This is a genomic window from Archangium violaceum (genome assembly GCF_016859125.1).
Classification (GTDB): Bacteria; Myxococcota; Myxococcia; order Myxococcales; family Myxococcaceae; genus Archangium; species Archangium violaceum_A.
The window spans coordinates 10,727,836-10,745,832 of record NZ_CP069338.1 but is presented as its reverse complement, the minus strand read 5'-3'; the positions used below and the strand labels follow the sequence as shown (position 1 = coordinate 10,745,832).

The following is a 17,997-nucleotide window of genomic DNA, read 5'->3' as shown; positions in this document are numbered from 1 at the left end:
TACAGGTCGCAGAGGAACCTCATGGCGGTAGCGCTTGGAGCACTCGTCTTGCTGGTGGGCGTGGCGGTGGGCGCGTGGTGGTGGATGGGGCGCGCGCTCTTCCAGCCGGGCACCGTGGAGCAGACGCTGGCCGCGCGCGGCGAGACACTGGAGGTTCCCCCCGGACAGCGGGCCGACGCCTCGGAATGGCAGGTGGCGCCGGGCGTGCGGCTTCACCACATGGCCGTGGGCGAAGGAAGGGATGTCGTCGTCGTGCACGGCGGCCCGGGCCTGCCTCCAGCAGCGCCGTGGCGCGCGGCCGTCCTCACCGGCGACACCCTGCGCTGGCACTTCTACGACCAACGCGGCTGTGGTGCCTCCTCGCGGCCGCTCACCCACGCTCCAACGGGTGGAACGTGGCAGGCCATGCGGGAGGTGGAGGCACGACTGGGACTTGCCGCTCAACTGGCGGACCTCGAGCGCATCCGACGTCTGCTCGGACGTGAGCGCCTCACGCTGGTGGGGCACTCCTTCGGAGCCCTGGTGGCCGCGCTCTACGCGGCGGAGTGGCCAGAGCGGGTGGAGGCCCTCGTGCTAGTGGCGCCCGCGCCGCTGGTGACGATGCCCGCTGGCGACGGCGACCTCTTCACTCAGGTGCGGGCCCGACTGGACGCGGAAGGACAGCGCGCGCTGGAGGTGTGGATGGAGCACACCTTCGACCTCCCCGCGCGCCTGAAGGACGACGAGGCTCGTCTCGCCGAGCACTTCGCGGGCTTTGGACCTCTCTACGCCCAGGCCATGCGGCGGGAGCGTCCCGGAGCACGGCCGCCCGGCTCCGGCGCTCCCGGAGGCTTTCTCTCCCTGGGGCTCTACCTGAGCCTGGGACGGCACCACGACTGGAGCGACTGGCTGCGCCGGGTGCGCGCGCCCACCCTCGTCATCCACGGAGCCGAGGACCTTCAGCCGCGTTCCGCCACCGCTCGCGTGGTACAAGCCCTGCCCCACGCGCGGCTGGTGGAACTGGCGGGCAGCGGGCACTTCCCCTTCGAGGAGCAGCCCGGGGCCTTCGCGGCCACGCTGCGCGCCTTCCTCGCGGAGGTGGAGCGGTGAGTGGATTGCTGTACGCCATCGGAGAGGTGTCGCGCATCACCGGCGTGAGCGTGAAGGCGCTGCGCCTCTACCAGGAGAAGGGGCTGCTCGAGCCCTCGCGCGTGGACCCCTCCTCCGGCTACCGCTACTACACCGAGCGCGACATCGCCCAGGCCCACACCCTGCGCGCGCTGCGCGACCTGCGGCTCTCGATGGAGGAGATTCGCGGGGTGCTTGCGGAGCTGGACCAGGGCGCCTCGCTCGCCGAGCAACTGGGGCGGGTACGCGCCCGGCTCGCCGAGGAAGCGGCCAGCGCGCAGCGGGCGGTGTTGGCCCTGGACACGCTGCTGCGGCACCAGGCCCGGGCGGAGGCCTACCTGCGCGCGCCCCCGCCACTCGTGGAGCGGTGGCTGCCATCGGTCCGCGCCGCCGTGCACCGCGCCCGGGGGCGCTACTCGGACGCGGCGGTGGTCTTCCCACGGCTGCTGGCCGCGTGCGGCCCCCACGTGGCCGGTGCTCCCTTCTGCCTCTTCCACGAGGCGGAGTACCGCGAGGACGACGCGGACATCTCTTGGTGCGTGCCCCTGGCGCCCGGGGCACGCCCGGAGGGCGTCCACGTGGAGGAGCTGCCAGAGGTGCAGGCGGCCACGCTCGTTCATACCGGACCGCCCGACTCGGTGGGCCCCTCCTGGGCGCGCCTCTTCGCCCACCTCCATGCCCGGGAGCGAGCCCCGGCCGTTCCCCTGCGCGAGACGTACCTGCGCGTGGGCGCGACGGACGCGGCGCCCGCCTCCTCGTGGCTGACCGAACTCGCGCTGTCCTGGGAGGAGAACGGGAGCCGGGGCACTCCCTGAGGTGGGGCCACAGGGAAAGCTCCATCAGAACGCCTCGCCCACGTTCAGGTAGAAGCCCGGTTCCGAGCCGTAGGCCACGTCGAGCCGGATGTTCACGGGGGCGTCCTCGCGCGGAGCGAACCGCAGGCCCAGGCCCCCGGCTGGCTTGACCCGGCGGAGCTCGACGAGTCGCTGCATCGCCAGCACGTGCCGCTCCGTCCACGGGAGCGTGAAGTACCTCCGGGCGTCGAGCCGCAGCACGTCGAACGTGTCGTCGGAGCCCCAGTCCGCGCTCGCGCTGAGCAGGTTCATCCGGACGATCGCCTAGGAAAGATGGGGGAGCTTTTGAGTGAGTCTCCCCACTGCGATGTCACCTGGGACATTACATCCGGCATTTTGTGAATTACGTCTATTGCATAAGGATGCTCCGTGCGGCTTCCTGATCCATGAGCTGCGTGTGCACGGAGACTCGCTCTGGGTGGCGACGGACCTGGGGCTCGATCGCATGCAGATGCCGAGCGGAGAGTGGACTCACTACAGTCCCTTGGGTGAACAGGGAGCGCTCGTGGAGACAACCTGTCCGGCGCTCTATGAGCATCTCATCACCTGGGTGCGGAGCTCCGCGAACCATTCGGCCTTCGCGAATTCGATCTTCCAGGGGTTGTACATCACCCACCCGGACTTCCTGCGGGAGCGGCTGTTCGCCGCCCCTCCGCGCTGCGAAGCCGGCATGGATGCCGGCACGGCCCGTTGAAGGGGATGAGTGCGTTCGCCTGGGTGAATCGCAGCCAGGAGGCGCTGCTCTCGGAGGACTACTTGCGAGTGTTTCCCGAGTTGCCGAGGGGAGTGTGGGCCACGGATACCAGCAAGCTCACGCCCATGCTGGGCCCCCAGGCGCGGCTCCTCGCTCAAGGGCTGGAGGTCATCACGGCCTACTTCCACTTCCTTCAGGCGGGCGAGCAGCTCCGGGCCACCGTCAAACGACTTTATGTCTGCGCCTTCGCCATGCTCACGGTGGAGGCCGAGCAAATGCTGGAGGAGGGGCGGGGAGAGTCTCCGGCTTGGAGACATTCTGGAGACGAGCAGGAGCCTGAAAACACCAAGGCCGGAAACCGCTGAGATTCCAGCGGCTTCCGGCCCCGATTGAAGTGTCCCCGACGGGATTCGGACCCGTCGGGAGATGAGATCTACCTACCCAGCTCGCTGCGCAGCTGCTGGATGGCCGCGGGCAGCGGCGGCGGATGCATGTTGGAGGGCACCTCCACGGCGAAGCGCTCGTAGGCATCCAGCGCCTTCGCCTTGTCGCCCTGGCGCATCGCGATGGCGCCCAGGAAGAGCAGCGCCTCCTGCGCGTCCGGGTACGTGTCCACCAGATGCATCAGCTCCTGCTCCGAGCCGGCCTCGTCACCGCGCACCGCCCGCAGCACGCCCTTGTGCACCCGCAGCTCCACGTTGAACGGGTCCAGCGCCAGCGCGCGCAGCGTCACGCGCTCCGCCTCCTCGTACATCTGCCGCCGGATGAGCTCGTGGCTCAGCAGCGCCGCCGCGTCCAGGTCCCCCGGGTTGTTCCTCAGCCGCTCCATCGCCTGGGTCAGCTCCGGGTCCTCCTGCTGCTGCCCGTTGGCCGCCATGCCCGGAGGCACCCGGCCCGTCGCGGCCTCCTCCTCGCCGCGCGTGCGCTGCTCGGACACCAGCGTGTAGCCCAGGGTGGCGAAGAACAGCACGATGCCGCCGCCCCACAGCGCGCCCTTGAGCTGCGGCGACAGGAAGCCCGTCGCCACGGGCGCCGTCTGGGGCGCGGGGGCTCCCGCTCCGTCCTTCCCGCGCTTCTTCTGGTGCTCGTCCCGGGCGCGCAGCGCCGCCACGGCCTCCTGCTCCAGCCGCGACCGCTCCGCCTCGTAGCGCTCCGGCGCCAGGGCGTGCTTGTCCGCCGCCAGCTCCTTGAGCTGCTCGATGAGGGACTGGTAGCGCCGCTCCAGATCCTCGAGCACCCCGTCCTTCGCCTCGGGCGCGGGCGTGCCCTTGCGGCGTTGGGTGAGCAGGAAGAGCGCGGCGGCGACGAAGCCCACCGCGAGGACGACGATGCCTGGCAGCCAGTTGGTGGTCGGGGGGTTCATTGATCCAGCTCCCGGCGCACGGCCGCGAGGTACGGGTCCACGGAATCGTCCTGGGAGGTGCTAGCCGCCGCGGGCGCGGAGGCGGCCCGCGGGGAGGCGGGCTCGGGCTCGCGCCGCACCTGGCGGGCGATGACCCAGGCGCCACCCAGCAGCAGCGCCACCGGGCCGAGCCACACGAGCAGGTTCACTCCCTCGGCCTTGGGCTGGAGCAACACCCACTCGCCGTAGCGGGCCACGAAGAAGTCACGGATCTCCTGGTCCGACTTCCCCTGGGACACCAGCTCGCGCACCTTGTCGAGCTGGGCCCGGGCCATGGAGGAGGGGCTGTCCGCGACGGACAGGCCCTGGCACACGGCGCAGCGCAGCTCCTTGGCGAGCGTCTGCACGCGGGCCTCCAGGGGCGGCGCGAGGGGTTCACTCCCGGCCTGTTGGGGCGCGAACTGGCCCGAGGCGAGAAAGAGGGTGAGCGAAAGGAGGGCTGCGGTCATGGGGTCCCCGGAATCCGGCTTACCTATCGCCAGAGACCGGGTGTTGCCCAGGGAAACCCGAGGGTAGGGTAAGGAGAGGCTCCGCCCGCCCGCCCGGTGCCCGGGGGACGGGGGGAGCTCCCTAGGGGGCGTCATGGGGGGAACGGCCGTGCCGCAGCGGCCTCAGGCGCAGGAGTCCCGCGGCCATGATGCTGAGCAGGCGGAGCTCGGCGGGCTCCAGCTTCCTCAAGTTGCGCAGCAGCCGGCGGATCTCCGCGGGCTCCTCGACGGGCTGGGCCGGGGTCTCCTGCGTCTGCGTCCAGAAGTTCTCCTGCGCGGGGGTGAGCCCCAGCAGGATGTCCGAGGGGATGTGCAGGACCTCGCACAGCTTCTTGAGCGTGGGCACGCTGGGCAGCATCCCGCCGCGCTCCAGCCGGCCGTACACCTCGGTGGCGAGTCCCACCCGCTCGGCCACGTCCTCCTGGGTGAGATTGGCCCGGACCCGAGCCGCTCGGGCCGCGGTCCCGATGGTCGATGCCAGTCCTCGTGGGTGTGACATGCCGTGCGGTCCTGGAGAAAGAGGTGAAGGCGTACGGCCTGGAAGACCCCGGCCTACGTGACTTCTAAGATAACCGGAAAAGTGGTGACTTCAACAGTCATCTATGAGGTAGACATGACTTTCGAGGTCACCGTTCCAACGTTCGTGCCACCGCTGCTTCGTCATCGTTCTTGGTACCTGGCGTGGCGCATGTTTACCTTTCGAGTCATCTGGCGGATACCCCCAAGGAGCGCTTCACATGTCGAGTCGGCAGACCCCTGAAAATCCCTCGAGCGGGACCTCCCCGGTGGTGTTCGACGCCGGGCTGGTGAGTTACGAGTTCGTGCGCTCGTTGGGCCAGGGCCATCATGGGGAGTTGGTGCTGACGCGCCAGCGCTACCAGCAGGGATTGGGAGGCTACACCGTGGTGAAGCGGCTCAACCGCGTGGTGCGCCAGGAGGACTACCACCGTCTGGTGGAGGAGGCGCGCCTGGGCGGCCAGTTGCGCCACCCCAACATCGTCTCCGTGCAGCTGCTCGCGGGCACGCCGGACGAGCCGCTGCTCCTCATCGAGCACGTCGAGGGGCAGGCCCTGGGTGACTTGATGCGTCTGGCGGCGAGGGCGGGCCGTCCCCTGTCGGAGGCGTTCGCCTGCTATGTGACCTCCGAGGTCGCGAAGGGGCTCCACCACGCGCACTCCCTGCAGGATGAGAACGGGCGGGGCCTGGCCGTCGTCCACCGGGACGTGACTCCCCAGGGCATCCTCGTGAGCCAGCACGGCGAGGTGAAGCTGCTGGACTTCGGGGGGGCCTGGTCCCGGCTCGAGGGCCGCATCTCCACCGAGGGGGACTCCGATCTGGGCAACATCGCCTACGGCTCTCCCGAGCGGGCCATGCTGGAGCAGCTGGATGGGCGCTCGGATCTGTTCTCGCTGGGGCTCATCCTGTTGCAGCTCCTCACGGGTCGGCACCTGCTGGACGCCGTGGCGCGCCACGAGGCCGAGATGCGCGGCCGCCAGTTGCGCGCGCGGGGGGACGGGACGCCGCGCGGGCCGGGTCTCGCGGAGCTGAGCCCCGCGCGCACCACGGAGTTGATGAAGCGCATGCGCCAGCTGAGTCCCCAGCAGGTCGAGGAGGCGACCCGTTCGCTGAACGAAGGGCTGAGGGCCATCCTCCACCAGGTGCTCGCGCCGCGGCGGGAGGACCGTTACTCCACGGGAGCGGAGCTGGCCCAGGCGCTTCGCGACTACCTGTGGAACGCCGGCCAGCGGTACGGGGCCCTCGAGTTGGTGCGGGAGGTCTCCACCCTGACCCGGGAGGCTCTGGAGGCGCTGGAGGAGCCCCAGGAACCCTCCGACCCCTCCCGGAAGCGGGGGCGGGGGGCTCCGCGGGGCCGGAGGGGAGGGTCTGGAAAGGAGTCCTGAGGCTTGGCCTGGGGGCCCGGGCCGTGTTAGGCCGCCGCCTTTCCTTTCCGCTTCCGTGAGAAGGAGTCCGGAGATGGCTCGCCGTCACATCCGCGTCGTCGGCGCGATGCTGCAGAACGCCGAGGGGCGCTACCTCATCACCCAGCGTCCGCCCAAGGCGACGTTGCCGCTGCTGTGGGAGTTCCCTGGAGGTCGCGTCGAGGAAGGGGAGTCGGACGAGCAGGCGCTCGCCCGGGAGATCCGCGAGGAGATGGGCGTGGAGGTGGTGGTGATGGATCAGGCCCTCCATACCCACCACGAGTATCCCACCTACGACATCGACTTCCGCGTCTACCGCTGTCGGCTCTCCAGTCCCGAGTCGGCCATCCATCACCTGCGCGTGCACGATCATCGTTGGGTGACGCTGGAGGAGATGTCGAAGTACCAGTTCCCCGACGCGGACGCGAAGACGCTCGCCAAGCTCTTGGGTCTGGAAGCCTGACGTGCGCCGGGGTATCGCCCTGGTGCTCGCGGGGGCGGTGCTGGCGGGCTGCACGACGAAGAAGCCCTCCAGCCCCGATGCCTCCATCGCGGCCGTTGATCCGCGCTATCCGCCCACCGCGGGGTTGCCCGGCTGCATGCTCTACGGCACGCCCCGGAACGTGGGCCATGTCCCCCTGGCCCTGGCCGAGATGTCGGGCCTCGCCGCGAGCACCCGGCACGAGGGCGTGCTGTGGGCACACAATGACTCCGGCAACACCTTCCGGGTGTTCGCCATCGACACCTCGGGCAAGGTGCTCGCCACCCTGACGCTCACGGGGGTCGAGCCCAAGGAGCAGGCGGGGATGGACCTTGAGGACATCGCCCTGGGCCCGTGTTCCCCGGGAGACGAGCGCTCGTGCATCTACCTCGCTGATACCGGAGATAACTTCGAGCGCCGTACGCGGGTGCGAATCTTCCGTTTCCCCGAGCCGGACCAGGTGGCCGATGCCACCGTTGCCGTGGAGACGCTCCCCTTCACCTACCCGGACAGGCCGCACGACGCCGAGTCGCTCGTGCTCGAGCCACGCACGGCCCGGTTGGCGATCGTCACCAAGGAGCGCGACTCGTTGGGCGAGCTCTTCGCGTTGGACGGGCTCGCGCCGGGCACGGTGACGAAGGCCACCCACCTGGGGACGTTGCATGCACCGGACAACGTCGACTTCCGCACCACCGCGGCGGCGCTCCACCCGTCGGGGCAGCGCATGTTGCTGCGTACCTACATGCGCGTGTGGGAAGTGCGTCGGCCCGGGGCCTCCCGGTTGGAGGAGCTCGTCCAGGGCGAGGTGGCGGAGGTCCCCGCTCCCAGCCAGGCCCAGGCCGAGGCCATCACCTGGCTGCCCGATGGGCGCTCGTTCCTGCTCGGCTCCGAGTTCGCCGGGCAGATCCTCTACCGGGTGGATTGCCGCTGATCGGTGTCTTCCATCCTGTGTCGTCGAGCGGACGGTGTTCGCTACCGGGCAATGCTGTCGCCCGGATGGACGAGCGCTGTTCCAGCGTTACCCCAAATACCCGGAGGTGCTTCACACGCCGGGTTGACCGGCGGGCGAGTGTGAACATCTTTTGCCCGCAGCTCAGTCGTAACCACGTACCACCGGGGGTGCGTGGCATGGGGGAGGGGGAGTGCGCCGACGATGAAGCCTCAGAACACGATGCCGCCGGGGATGGGCCCGCGCGGGAAGAAGCAGGAAAAGCCTTCGCCTCCCACGAACAAGGGTTTTCGGTTCGGCTCTCCGATGGGCTACATCCTTCTGCTCGTCCTGGGCTTCATGCTCTTCCGCAACGTCTTCGATGACGCGGGTGTGAACCGGGTGAGCTACAGCGCGTTCCGCGAGGCCATCCAGGAGGACAGGTTCTCCCGGGTGCAGCTCTCGCCGGACTGGGTGAAGGGGTTCCTCAAGGAGAACGCAGCGCCCCAGGGTTCGGACACCCCCACGACGGGCGCTGGACCCCTGCGCAGCGAGCCGAGCGCGCTGCCGTGGCTGGCCTACCGCGTCCAGGGGGACGACGAGCTGGTCCCGTTGCTGGAGGAGAAGGGCCTCCAGTACGAGGCGGTGCCCCAGTCCAACTTCGCCGATGTGCTCTGGGTGTGGCTCGTGCCCCTGGGCCTCGCCTTCCTCTTCTGGAGCTTCATGATGCGGCGGATGGCCGGCGGAATCGGCCAGGGTCCGCAGAGCGTGATGAGCTTCGGGAAGACGCGCGCCAAGGTGCAGGCCGAGGCCGACACCGGCGTGGGCTTCAAGGACGTGGCGGGCGTGGACGAGGCCGTCGACGAGCTGAGGGAGATCGTCGAGTTCCTCAAGACACCGGAGAAGTTCCGCCGGCTGGGAGGCCGCATCCCCAAGGGCGTGCTGCTGGTGGGCCCTCCGGGTACGGGCAAGACGCTGCTGGCTCGCGCGGTGGCGGGAGAGGCGGGCGTGCCCTTCTTCAGCCTCTCTGGCTCCGAGTTCGTGGAGATGTTCGTCGGCGTGGGCGCCGCCCGTGTGCGGGATCTGTTCGCCCAGGCGACGGCCAAGGCGCCGTGCATCATCTTCATCGACGAGCTGGATGCCATCGGTAAGAGCCGCAACGCGGGTGTCGCCGGTGGCCATGACGAGCGCGAGCAGACGCTCAACCAGCTCCTCGCGGAGATGGACGGCTTCGACAGCCGCGCCGGCCTCATCATCCTGGCGGCCACCAACCGTCCGGAGATCCTGGACAGCGCGCTCATGCGTCCGGGCCGCTTCGACCGGCAGGTGCTGGTGGACCGGCCGGACAAGCGTGGCCGCGAGCGGGTGCTGGAGATCCACTCCCGTGGCGTGAAGCTGGGGCCGGACGTGGACCTCAAGTCCATTGCCTCGCGCACCCCGGGCTTCGTGGGCGCGGACCTGGCCAACGTGGTGAACGAGGCGGCCCTGCTCGCCGCGCGCCGCAACCGCGACGCCGTCATGCGCGCGGACTTCGAGGAGGCCATCGAGCGCGTGGTGGCCGGTCTGGAGAAGAAGAACCGCCGGATGAACGAGCGCGAGAAGGAGATCGTCGCGCACCACGAGGCCGGCCATGCGGTGGTGGGTTGGATGCTGCCGCACGCCGAGCGCGTGACGAAGGTGTCCATCATCCCCCGCGGCATCGCCGCGCTGGGTTACACCATGTCCCTGCCGCTCGAGGACCGCTACCTCATGTCCTTCGACGAGCTGCGCGACAAGATGGCCTCGATGATGGGCGGGCGCGCCGCCGAGGAGATCTTCATCGGCGAGGTCTCCACCGGTGCCTCCAACGACCTGAAGCAGGCCACGGAGATCGCCAAGCTGATGGTGCGCGACTACGGCATGAGCACGCTGGGCCCGGTGGCGCTGGGCTCCGAACAGCAGGCCTTCCTGCGCTCGGCCGGCGGTCCGGAGATGCGCACCTACTCGGAGCAGACGGCGCGGATGGTGGACGAGGAGATCCGCAAGATGGTGACCGAGGCGCTCGAACGGGCCCGCAACGTGCTCACCACCCACCGCGACAAGGTGGAGGCGCTCGCCGCGCGGCTGCTCGCCACCGAGGTGATCGAAGAGGATGAGATCCGCCGCATCCTCGGGCCCAAGGCCACCGCGGTACGGGGGCTGCTGCACCCCGAGGCCCGCCAGGTCATCTCCGCGCACCCGGCCGGCGGCGAGGAGCCTCCTCCGCCCGGTGTCCAGCACGCCGACGGGAAGCTCCCGGATGCCTGAGTAGGCTCAGGCGCTCGGCCGCCTGCTCCCTGGCCTTGCCTTCGCCCTTCCGTGCCGCATGTTCTGCGGTGTCGGAAGGGCGAAATTATGTTGCCCGGGAAGGAGGGAGAGGCCGTGGAGAACAGAATCGGAAAGAGCTATACGGCGCGCAAGGCCCTGTTCGCCAAGGGACTGCGTGAGGGCCGTCTCACGATGCAGGAGATCGAGAAGGCCCTGCCGGCCGGGACACTCACGGCGGCCGAGCGGTGGCTGCTCTACTACTCGCTCCGGGCCGCCCAGGTGGAGATCATCGACGAGGTGACCGGGCAGGTGGATCACGGCTTCATGGCCGAGCAGCCCGCCACTCCCGCGGAGCACTAGCGCGTCGTCCTGGCGTTGACACATGCCCGGGGCTGGTTACGTTCGCCGCATGAACGGCAACCCCCGGACAGACGGTCCGTCCCAGGAGAATCAGGCTACGGAGGCCGCCACGGCCGCCGCCGCACCCGAGACGTCCACCGAGCAGCAGCAGGAGACGCAGGCCCCGGAGGCCGCCCCCGCGGTGGATCCCGAGCGGGAGCGGCTGGAGTCGGAGCTGAACGCGGCCCGGCGCCGCGTGGATCAGCTGGCGCGCGCCTACCAGGACCTGGAGAGGGACCGCGAGGAGTTCAAGCAGCGTCTCACGCGCGAGCGCGAGCGGATGATGGACGTGGAGCGGGGCAACGTGGCCACCCTGTTGCTGGAGGCGGTGGACGAGCTGGACCGCTGCCTGTCCATGAGCGGAGGAGACGTGTCGTCGCCGCTGGCCCAGGGCGTCAAGATGATCCGCGACGGGCTGCTGTCGAAGCTGCAGCAGTCGGGCATCGAGCGCCTCCAGGTGGTGGGTCTGCCGTACAACCCCAACACGGCCGAGGCCACGGACATGGAGATCACCACCAGTCCCGATGAGGATCAGAAGGTGGTGGCGGAGGTCAGGGCGGGCTATCGGCTGAAGGAGCGGATCATCCGTCCGGCGCGCGTGAAGGTGGCCAAGTACGTCGCCCCCGCGCAGGCCTGAGCCCCTCGGAGTTGTTCCCTCTCCTTCTGGGAGAGGGGTAGGGTGGGGAGGTGACTCCTCGCCCATTCGCCCCGGGAAATAGGCGGAGGGCGTGGCTGTTCGAGCCCATCGCCATGGCCCGTGTCGTGACTCGCTATTTTCTTCCCCTGCTCAGCCTGCTGGTGCTGCTCCCTCTGGTGCTCGCTCCCCGAGCGGGCGCCGGGCAGGACTCGCTGGCTCCCTGGCTCGAGGCCCGTGCGCGGGAGCACGCGGCGTGGGCCGAGGATTCGACCCAGGTGCGCAGCGGCCCGATGGGGCTGTGGCGGGAGTGGGCCTCCAGCGAACCGATGCTGCCGGGCTTCGTGCCGCCCACCTCGCTCGCGCCGCTCATCCGGGCGGTGGAGTCGGGCGTGGTGAACATCAACGTCATGGGCTCCAACCCGCTGGAGGGCGCGACACGCACGGCGAGTGGCTCGGGCTTCATCCTCACCCCGGATGGGCTGGTGGTGACGAACAACCACGTGGTGGCGCGCGGGAACGTGGCGGCGAGCGAGATCGTGGTGCGCCTGTCGGACGGCCGCGAGTTCCACGCCGAGGTGGTCGGTCGTGACGCGTCCACGGACGTGGCGCTGCTGCGGCTCCTGGGCAAGGGCGTGGGTGGATTGCCGGCGGTCTACCTGGGGGATTCGGACAGGATGGAGGTGGGTGACTGGGTGGTGGCCATCGGCAACCCGTTCGGGTTGGACCACTCGGTGTCGCACGGGATGATCTCCGCCAAGGAGCGGGTGATTGGCGTGGGTCCGTTCGACGACTTCATCCAGACGGACGCGCTCATCAACCCGGGCAATTCGGGCGGGCCGCTCTTCAACATGCGCGGCGAGGTGGTGGGCGTGAACACGGCCATCATCAGCGAGGGGCAGGGCATCGGCTTCGCGGTGCCCATCAACATGGTGAAGGATCTGCTGCCCAACCTGCGCAAGAACGGTCAGCTGCAGAAGGGCTGGCTGGGCGTGGTCATCGACGAGCAGCCGCTGGCGGGCGCCCGCGCCGCGGTGGTGAAGGAGGTGTACCGCAACAGCCCGGCGGCTCAGGCGGGCATCCGCACCGGAGATCAGGTGGTGGGGGTGAACGGGAAGCAGGTGGACTCGTACCAGCAGCTGCTGCGCAAGGTGGCGATGCTGGCCCCGGGCTCCGAGGCGAAGCTGACGCTGCTGCGCGAGGGCGCCTCGCAGGAGGTGGTGGTGAAGCTGTCGGCCCGTCCGGCGCAGGAGGTGCTGGCGGCGCTGGCCAGCCCCGGCAACCTGGAGGAGCTCGGCCTGGTGCTTCGTGACATCACCCCCGAGGTGGCGGGGCCCATGGGCCTGACGCCCTACGCGGGGGTGCTGGTGTCGGGCGTGCTTCCACGCAGCCCGGCGGCGCGCGCGGGGCTGCGCACGGGAGACGTGGTGACCGAGGTCAACCGCCGCAAGGTCAAGGACATCGCGGCGGCGAAGGGCGCCCTGGAGCGCGGCGGCTCGGGTTCGTTGGTGCTGCTGCGGGTCCAGCGCGGAACCGTGCAGCAGTACGTCGCGCTGGAGCCCTGAGCGCCCTCCGGCTACTTCTTCCGCCCCTTCTTGCCGCTCCCGGCGGGGTCATCGGCGAACCACAGGCCGAGCTGCTCGCCCGTGCGCGCGTGCGACAGGAGAATCGCCTCCAGGCGGGCTCCGACGCCGTACTGCATGCCCCCTCCCCGGCGCGGCAGGCTCCACACTCCCTGGGGCGTGAAGATGATCTGCGCCCGGATCTGCCGGGTGGAGAAGAGGCGCAGGAAGTCGGTGGCGGCCCAGCCCTCGCGGGTGGTGCCAGACAGGCGCATCCAGGGCAGCAGCGGGTTGCCCGCCGAGTCCACCTGCGTGGGGACTCCCTGCGTCAGGGCATAGGAGCCCCCGGGGAAGTACGGGGTGAGTTGGATGGCGTAGTTGCCGCTGCCGGGCTGGTACGGGCCCGGACTGAGCATGGTCGCCGCCTCCTCTCCGACGATCATGTAGAGCCGCTTGTTTTCGTACTTCTTGCGAAACTCCTCGGCGTCGCTCCGGCAGGACGGGCGGACGAACAGGCCGGAACACTCGCCAATGTACTTGTCCAGGAAGGTCGCCAGGCTACCCAGGGGCTCGGCCTGATCCCGCATCCGGGCGAAGCGCGGATCCACGTCCGCCAGGGCGAACGCGGGCAGCAGGAGCAGGGCGGCCAGGAAGAGTCGTCTCACGAGGGGCTACTCCAGAGAGGGAGAAGATGGAGGGCGATGGTGCCACCCCCGGAGCTTCCGAGCACCCGGGATGTGGGTACGTAGCGGTACGTGGTGGTGCGTGATGGTATGGGGCGGTGGATATTTTGACTACATGGCCGCACCATGTAGTTTCCCCGTCACCTTCCACCCACCCCGGAGGCATTCGTTGGCACCACAGGCCCAGGTCCGAGAGCGTCGCTCCCATCTGCGTTTCGACAAGGTCTTCACCATCTATCTCTCCACGGAGGGGGGATTGAGCCGGGGCATCGGACGCAACATCAGCGCCCAGGGCATGTTCGTGGAGACGCGGGAGCACCTGTCGCTGGGCGAGCGGGTGAAGGTGACATTCGCCGGAGAGGACGGCACGGAGATGACGTGCCTGTGTGAGGTGCGCTACCAGGTGGCGCTCTCGTACGGACGCAAGGACGGGCGCGAGGGCAACAGCCGCGGCGTGGGCCTGCGCATCGTCGCCTACGAGGTGCAGGAGGATCAGCCGCTGCTGCTGGTGGCGCGCGAGCGCGTCATGCACTGAATCACACCACCCGGGGGAGGTCGGTGGACGAAAGAAAGGGCACGGCCGCGCGGAAGCGACCGTGCCCTTCGTGTTTCCGGGCCTGACGGGCAGGCCGCGGGGGCCTACTGGGAGAAGCCCTCGAGGAGGTAGTGGGCCTCGATGCGCTTGAGCGCGAGGATCATCGCGGCGCAGCGGGGATCCACTTCCTTGCCGATGCAGTACGGACGGCTGTCGTGCGTGTCCGAGCGGCGGGCCTGGTTGCGCGCGATGTCACGGATGATGCGGTAGTTGCGCTTCATCGCGTGCTCGAGGCGCTGGTTGACCTCGGCCTCGCTCCAGCGCTCCATGCGCTTGTTCTGGATCCACTCGTAGTAGCTCACCGTCACACCGCCAGCGTTGGCGATGATGTCGGGGATCATGTCGATGCCGCGCTTCTGCAGGACGCGATCGGCCTCGGGCGTGGTGGGGCCGTTGGCGCCCTCGGCGATCAGCTTCACCTTGAGGCGCTCGGCGATGTCGGCGGTGATCTCTCCGCCGAGGGCCGCCGGGATGCAGATGTCTGCCTGGACTTCCCAGAAGTCCTTCTTCTCGATGCGCTGGGCGCCGGGGTACCCGAGCACGCTGCGGCGCAGGTTCTTCGGATCCTGGACGTAGGCCAGCAACGAGGGCACGTCGATGCCGTCGCCGTTGTAGATGGTGCCGTCGGCGTCGTTGACCGCGAGCAGGCGGGCGCCCATCCGCTGGAGGATGGCGGCACCGTGGCTGCCCACGTTGCCGAAGCCCTGGAGGATGAAGGACTTGCCCTTCAGGGTCTCACCCTTCTCGGCGTAGTAGTCCTCGATGCAGAAGGCCACGCCCTGGCCGGTGGCGGCCGCACGGCCCTCGGAGCCGCCGATGCGCACGTCCTTGCCGGTGACGATGCCGCGCATGTTGTGCTTCTCGCGCTCGCCGTCCGAGTACTGGCGGTACATGAGCGCCATGATGTCCCCATTGGTCCCCACGTCGGGGGCGGGGATGTCGATGTTGGGGCCGATCAGGCTCTTGAGCTTGTACATGAAGCGCAGGGTGATGTTCTCCATCTCCTCCTTGCCGTACGAGCGGGGATCGATCTGGAGGCCACCCTTGCCGCCGCCAAATGGGACCTCGGAGATGGCGGTCTTCCAGGTCATCTCCGCGGCGAGCGCCTTGAAGAGATCCAGGGAGACCTCGCGGTGATAGCGGATGCCGCCCTTGTAGGGGCCGCGGGCCTGGTTGTGCTGGACGCGGTAGGCCTTGAAGCGCTGCGACTCACCGGGGACGAGCTGGTACACGTTGCCGTCGGGCAGGCGCAGGTGGCCGCGGCGGATGGAGACGTCCGAGCCCAGGAGGGCGCGGCCATTGAGGATGATCTTCCCGTCGGCCAGACGCTCCATGCCCTCGGGGTTGCGGACCTGGGTGACCTGGAGGTCCGAGAAGTCGCGCGCTTGTTCGGGAGCAAGCGGGACGAGGCGGTCCTTCAGCTTCGCGGTGACGTAGAAGATGTGCTCGTAGTCGGGCTCCTCGAGCTCGAGCCGAACGCGCTTGTCCAGACCGATGAGGTCGGCGGCGCGATGGAAGATCTCCATCGCCTCCGTGTAAACGGTGCGCTTGGGCGTCGGGGCCGGGGCGCGCATGAAATTCTCTTCGCTTGCCATGTGAAAATCGCTCCTTGGGGTTGAGGCGATCGGGTTTAGGCGGGGCCCTTATGCTCATAGGCTCCCCTACGTGGTCAACCGTCGGGCAGGCATGTTGGCATCCAAACTTTTAGTTTTTTCAGGTAGTTAGCCAACGCAGCGTGTCATTCACAGGGGGTCTTCGCCCGACTGCTCGCCTGGACCGAGTGGAAGGCTGTGAATCTGTGAAAGGCGTGTGACGGCAGGGCGCGAGGGGGGGATGAAAGAAGTGCTTGCCCTGGTTGGAACAGCGTGTTACTTCGCCGCTCACTTCGGTGACGCAAAAAAGCGCTGTCGTTGTGCCGACATAGCTCAGTCGGTAGAGCAACTGATTCGTAATCAGTAGGTCCCCAGTTCAAATCTGGGTGTCGGCTCCAAGAGAAGGGCCGGTCACGTAAGTGGCCGGCCCTTTTTATTTGCCCTGTTGGGGGAATCTGTTGGGTAACGCCGCCCGACAGCCCCCCTCGGGAGCATGTCGTGAAGGCGAAGCGTCGAGGCGGGTTCAGGGGTAGCTGGGCCGGGGGCGAGATCTACTGGAAGGACCTGGGCGAGGCCGAGGTCCCTGCGGATGCGGCCGAGCCGGGGGTGGGCAGCGGTTCCTCCGGAACCACGGGCAAGCGGGGGAGGAAGCCCAAGGGGCCGAGCGGGCCCATCTACTACATCTCCCGGATGGTGAACGGCCGCCGGTACAAGGTCTCCACCGGGGCCAACAACCTGAAGGACGCGCTCCACGAACTGGACCGCTTCACGGCGGACCCCGAGGGCTACCGCTCGCCGGCCGAGCGGCGCCCGGAACGCGCGCTTCCCATCCTGTTGAACGCGGAGACGGCCGCGCAGTTCCTCACGTGGAGCCGGGATGAGAAGAAGAACAGCGCGAAGTGGGTCCACGAGCAGAAGGTGTACCTGGCTTGGTGGCAGGAGGTGCTCGGCTCGGTCAACCTGCGCGAGCTGCGCATCGAGCAGCTCCTGGAGGCGCTGAACGGGACGAAGTGCCGGACGCCGAAGATCGCGGTCATCAAGAGCCTCTACGGCTACCTGCGCAAGGACGGTTTCCGGGACGCGGAGGGCGGAGTGCACCGGCTGGCCGCCGATGAGGACCCGACCTTGCACAGCCTCACCGTGCCGCAGGCGAAGGCAGCTCAGACGCGGCGGAGCAAGGTCGTCCCCAAGGAGGACTTCCTGAAGGTGCTGGCTCACACGGCGCCGCCGTATCAGGACGCCCTGAAGGTGCTCGGGACGTGTGGGTGGCACACGACGGAACTCGAGCGCTTCATCGCCGACGGCAACGTCGAGGGCGATGTCCTCACGATTTCGCGCCACAAGTCCGGGCACGTCCACCGGACGCGCGTGAGTGCGGAGGTCGCGGAGGCGGCCCAGAGGCTGCGGCAGCACGGGCCACTGGGCTTCTGGCGCCTGGGCGGGGCCGTGGAGCGGGCGTGCAAGGCCGCGGGCGTCAAGGTCTTCACGCCCTCGAACAGACCCTTCCCGCCTGAACCGCAAGGTTCCGCGGGACGCGTTCGATGATCTGCTGAACCGGGTCGGCGCGCTACTTCTCGAACAGGCGGCGGTGCTGACAACGACTCCGGGCCCTGTTCGCGAGTTCCTCGAGCAGAACCCGTTGCCCCCGTCGCTTGAGGGAAAGCTCCCCGACGAGTTCCGGGCCTTCACGCTGGCGCTGAATGCACTGAAGCAATGGGTGGCGGCCGAACAGGCGGCGACGGATCGCTATCTGCTGGGCAGGAACGCTGACACCGAGTGCTTGGCCGCCGCCGATGTGTGCATCGTTTCAGGCGCATCGCTCGCTGATGGCGTAGTCGAGCTTCATCATCCAGTGCGCGACGGTCGTCCGCCGATCCCGGTCAGCAAGGGTGGTCACGCCCAGCTCGAGGGGCAAGTCTCCACTCCCCGCGACGACAGTGCGCGGTCCGTGTTGCTCGAGTTGAAGCGGCAGGCAAATCGCTCCTGGGTCAACCTGCGCTGGGGCTGCCTCGACCTTCTCGGTGAGCCGGTGGAGCACTCGACGCCGCGTGTGGCCGCTTCCTCCCGAACGTTCGCGCGGAAGGCGGCCGCGGCGACGGGGATGTCGTACCGGGAGCTGGTCTCGTGGCTTGATGACTCGGGCCTCGGAGCATAGGCAGTACAGGGGCCCTGTTGGGGGCGAGCGATGCGGTAGGCGGTCGGCGGCGGTGGTCTCTGATCGTGAGCGGAAGGTACGAGCACCCCACCGTGAGGGCGTCCTGAGGGCTGCTGGGCGCACGTCTCCCGGCCCGCGCACCGTGCCGCGCGGTGGAGGATGACCTCAAGGCCGGGGTGGATGCGCTCACTGCCAGAAGGAGGGCTGAGGCGGACCGC

The 17,997-nt window shown here is 68.9% G+C and carries 20 protein-coding genes and 1 tRNA gene; 15 read left to right on the top strand and 6 right to left on the bottom strand.

Annotation, left to right across the window (positions count from 1 at the left end):
* The first annotated feature begins 21 nt into the window (after positions 1–21).
* Positions 22–1,089 carry an alpha/beta fold hydrolase gene (locus JQX13_RS45360; protein ID WP_203405628.1) on the top strand — a complete coding sequence of 356 codons (1,068 nt, stop codon included), beginning with the start codon at positions 22–24 and terminating at the stop codon, positions 1,087–1,089.
* Positions 1,086–1,922, top strand: coding sequence for a MerR family transcriptional regulator (locus JQX13_RS45355; RefSeq protein ID WP_203405627.1), 837 nt, complete (start codon positions 1,086–1,088; stop codon positions 1,920–1,922). The genes JQX13_RS45360 and JQX13_RS45355 overlap by 4 nt, the downstream gene beginning before the upstream one ends.
* A gap of 24 nt (positions 1,923–1,946) precedes the next feature.
* Here the strand turns inward: JQX13_RS45355 and JQX13_RS45350 are convergent, their stop codons facing one another.
* A complete protein-coding gene (locus tag JQX13_RS45350) occupies positions 1,947–2,213 on the bottom strand; it encodes a hypothetical protein (RefSeq protein ID WP_239014245.1) in 267 nt (88 codons plus the stop codon).
* A 145-nt stretch (positions 2,214–2,358) separates the two neighbouring features.
* On the opposite strand from JQX13_RS45350, the gene JQX13_RS45345 reads away from it, so the two are divergent.
* Together JQX13_RS45345 and JQX13_RS45340 are read left to right on the top strand one after the other, a co-directional pair.
* Positions 2,359–2,655, top strand: coding sequence for a hypothetical protein (locus JQX13_RS45345; protein ID WP_203405626.1), 297 nt, complete (start codon positions 2,359–2,361; stop codon positions 2,653–2,655).
* A 5-nt stretch (positions 2,656–2,660) separates the two neighbouring features.
* Positions 2,661–3,020 (top strand): hypothetical protein, encoded by a 360-nt coding sequence (locus JQX13_RS45340; protein WP_203405625.1) that lies wholly within the window; start codon positions 2,661–2,663, stop codon positions 3,018–3,020.
* A gap of 68 nt (positions 3,021–3,088) precedes the next feature.
* On the opposite strand, the gene JQX13_RS45335 is transcribed toward JQX13_RS45340, so the two are convergent.
* From JQX13_RS45335 to JQX13_RS45325, 3 genes are all read right to left on the bottom strand, one after another.
* Positions 3,089–4,018 (bottom strand): tetratricopeptide repeat protein, encoded by a 930-nt coding sequence (locus JQX13_RS45335; protein WP_203405624.1) that lies wholly within the window; start codon positions 4,016–4,018, stop codon positions 3,089–3,091.
* Positions 4,015–4,506: a cytochrome c-type biogenesis protein gene (locus JQX13_RS45330; RefSeq protein ID WP_203405623.1), complete on the bottom strand. Its 492-nt coding sequence runs from the start codon at positions 4,504–4,506 to the stop codon at positions 4,015–4,017. Before JQX13_RS45330 ends, JQX13_RS45335 begins: the two co-directional genes overlap by 4 nt.
* A gap of 121 nt (positions 4,507–4,627) precedes the next feature.
* On the bottom strand, positions 4,628–5,044 hold the full coding sequence (locus JQX13_RS45325; protein ID WP_203405622.1) for a helix-turn-helix transcriptional regulator: 417 nt from the start codon (positions 5,042–5,044) through the stop codon (positions 4,628–4,630).
* Positions 5,045–5,282: 238 nt separating this feature from the next.
* On the opposite strand from JQX13_RS45325, the gene JQX13_RS45320 reads away from it, so the two are divergent.
* The 7 genes from JQX13_RS45320 to JQX13_RS45290 all read left to right on the top strand — a co-directional run bounded on the left by JQX13_RS45320 (position 5,283) and on the right by JQX13_RS45290 (position 12,757).
* Entirely contained in the window at positions 5,283–6,446 is a 1,164-nt protein-coding gene (locus JQX13_RS45320; protein WP_203405621.1) for a protein kinase domain-containing protein, read from the top strand.
* Positions 6,447–6,519: 73 nt separating this feature from the next.
* On the top strand, positions 6,520–6,927 hold the full coding sequence (locus JQX13_RS45315) for a (deoxy)nucleoside triphosphate pyrophosphohydrolase (RefSeq protein ID WP_203405620.1): 408 nt from the start codon (positions 6,520–6,522) through the stop codon (positions 6,925–6,927).
* A 1-nt stretch (position 6,928) separates the two neighbouring features.
* On the top strand, positions 6,929–7,876 hold the full coding sequence (locus JQX13_RS45310) for a hypothetical protein (RefSeq protein WP_203405619.1): 948 nt from the start codon (positions 6,929–6,931) through the stop codon (positions 7,874–7,876).
* Between the two features lie 252 nt (positions 7,877–8,128).
* Positions 8,129–10,159, top strand: coding sequence for an ATP-dependent zinc metalloprotease FtsH (gene ftsH / locus JQX13_RS45305; protein ID WP_203412506.1), 2,031 nt, complete (start codon positions 8,129–8,131; stop codon positions 10,157–10,159).
* Positions 10,160–10,273: 114 nt separating this feature from the next.
* Positions 10,274–10,519, top strand: coding sequence for an RNA polymerase sigma factor region1.1 domain-containing protein (locus JQX13_RS45300; protein WP_203405618.1), 246 nt, complete (start codon positions 10,274–10,276; stop codon positions 10,517–10,519).
* Between the two features lie 49 nt (positions 10,520–10,568).
* Entirely contained in the window at positions 10,569–11,195 is a 627-nt protein-coding gene (locus JQX13_RS45295; RefSeq protein ID WP_203405617.1) for a nucleotide exchange factor GrpE, read from the top strand.
* A 113-nt stretch (positions 11,196–11,308) separates the two neighbouring features.
* Complete coding sequence (locus JQX13_RS45290) at positions 11,309–12,757, top strand: trypsin-like peptidase domain-containing protein (protein ID WP_203405616.1); 1,449 nt, start codon at positions 11,309–11,311, stop codon at positions 12,755–12,757.
* A gap of 11 nt (positions 12,758–12,768) precedes the next feature.
* On the opposite strand, the gene JQX13_RS45285 is transcribed toward JQX13_RS45290, so the two are convergent.
* Entirely contained in the window at positions 12,769–13,419 is a 651-nt protein-coding gene (locus tag JQX13_RS45285) for a DUF6066 family protein (RefSeq protein WP_203405615.1), read from the bottom strand.
* Between the two features lie 133 nt (positions 13,420–13,552).
* Between JQX13_RS45285 and JQX13_RS45280 the strand changes: the two genes are divergently transcribed.
* Positions 13,553–13,972 (top strand): PilZ domain-containing protein, encoded by a 420-nt coding sequence (locus tag JQX13_RS45280; RefSeq protein WP_430384123.1) that lies wholly within the window; start codon positions 13,553–13,555, stop codon positions 13,970–13,972.
* A 104-nt stretch (positions 13,973–14,076) separates the two neighbouring features.
* Here the strand turns inward: JQX13_RS45280 and JQX13_RS45275 are convergent, their stop codons facing one another.
* A complete protein-coding gene (locus JQX13_RS45275; RefSeq protein WP_203405613.1) occupies positions 14,077–15,627 on the bottom strand; it encodes a Glu/Leu/Phe/Val family dehydrogenase in 1,551 nt (516 codons plus the stop codon).
* 319 nt (positions 15,628–15,946) lie between these two features.
* Here JQX13_RS45275 and JQX13_RS45270 point away from each other — a divergent pair.
* The 3 genes from JQX13_RS45270 to JQX13_RS45260 all read left to right on the top strand — a co-directional run bounded on the left by JQX13_RS45270 (position 15,947) and on the right by JQX13_RS45260 (position 17,779).
* Positions 15,947–16,022, top strand: a tRNA-Thr gene (locus JQX13_RS45270).
* A 100-nt stretch (positions 16,023–16,122) separates the two neighbouring features.
* Entirely contained in the window at positions 16,123–17,169 is a 1,047-nt protein-coding gene (locus tag JQX13_RS45265) for a hypothetical protein (RefSeq protein ID WP_203405612.1), read from the top strand.
* Between the two features lie 43 nt (positions 17,170–17,212).
* A complete protein-coding gene (locus tag JQX13_RS45260) occupies positions 17,213–17,779 on the top strand; it encodes a hypothetical protein (protein ID WP_203405611.1) in 567 nt (188 codons plus the stop codon).
* The last annotated feature ends 218 nt before the right edge of the window (positions 17,780–17,997 follow it).

Bases quoted from the DNA above. Each gene is read 5' to 3' on its own strand.
- JQX13_RS45360 (WP_203405628.1), top strand. From the start codon at position 22: ATGGCGGTAGCGCTTGGAGCACTCGTCTTGCTGGTGGGCGTGGCGGTG.
- JQX13_RS45350 (WP_239014245.1), bottom strand. From the start codon at position 2,213: ATGAACCTGCTCAGCGCGAGCGCGGACTGGGGCTCCGACGACACGTTC.
- JQX13_RS45340 (WP_203405625.1), top strand. From the start codon at position 2,661: ATGAGTGCGTTCGCCTGGGTGAATCGCAGCCAGGAGGCGCTGCTCTCG.
- JQX13_RS45335 (WP_203405624.1), bottom strand. From the start codon at position 4,018: ATGAACCCCCCGACCACCAACTGGCTGCCAGGCATCGTCGTCCTCGCG.
- JQX13_RS45330 (WP_203405623.1), bottom strand. From the start codon at position 4,506: ATGACCGCAGCCCTCCTTTCGCTCACCCTCTTTCTCGCCTCGGGCCAG.
- JQX13_RS45325 (WP_203405622.1), bottom strand. From the start codon at position 5,044: ATGTCACACCCACGAGGACTGGCATCGACCATCGGGACCGCGGCCCGA.
- JQX13_RS45320 (WP_203405621.1), top strand. From the start codon at position 5,283: ATGTCGAGTCGGCAGACCCCTGAAAATCCCTCGAGCGGGACCTCCCCG.
- JQX13_RS45315 (WP_203405620.1), top strand. From the start codon at position 6,520: ATGGCTCGCCGTCACATCCGCGTCGTCGGCGCGATGCTGCAGAACGCC.
- ftsH (WP_203412506.1), top strand. From the start codon at position 8,129: ATGGGCCCGCGCGGGAAGAAGCAGGAAAAGCCTTCGCCTCCCACGAAC.
- JQX13_RS45295 (WP_203405617.1), top strand. From the start codon at position 10,569: ATGAACGGCAACCCCCGGACAGACGGTCCGTCCCAGGAGAATCAGGCT.
- JQX13_RS45290 (WP_203405616.1), top strand. From the start codon at position 11,309: ATGGCCCGTGTCGTGACTCGCTATTTTCTTCCCCTGCTCAGCCTGCTG.
- JQX13_RS45280 (WP_430384123.1), top strand. From the start codon at position 13,553: ATGGCCGCACCATGTAGTTTCCCCGTCACCTTCCACCCACCCCGGAGG.
- JQX13_RS45275 (WP_203405613.1), bottom strand. From the start codon at position 15,627: ATGGCAAGCGAAGAGAATTTCATGCGCGCCCCGGCCCCGACGCCCAAG.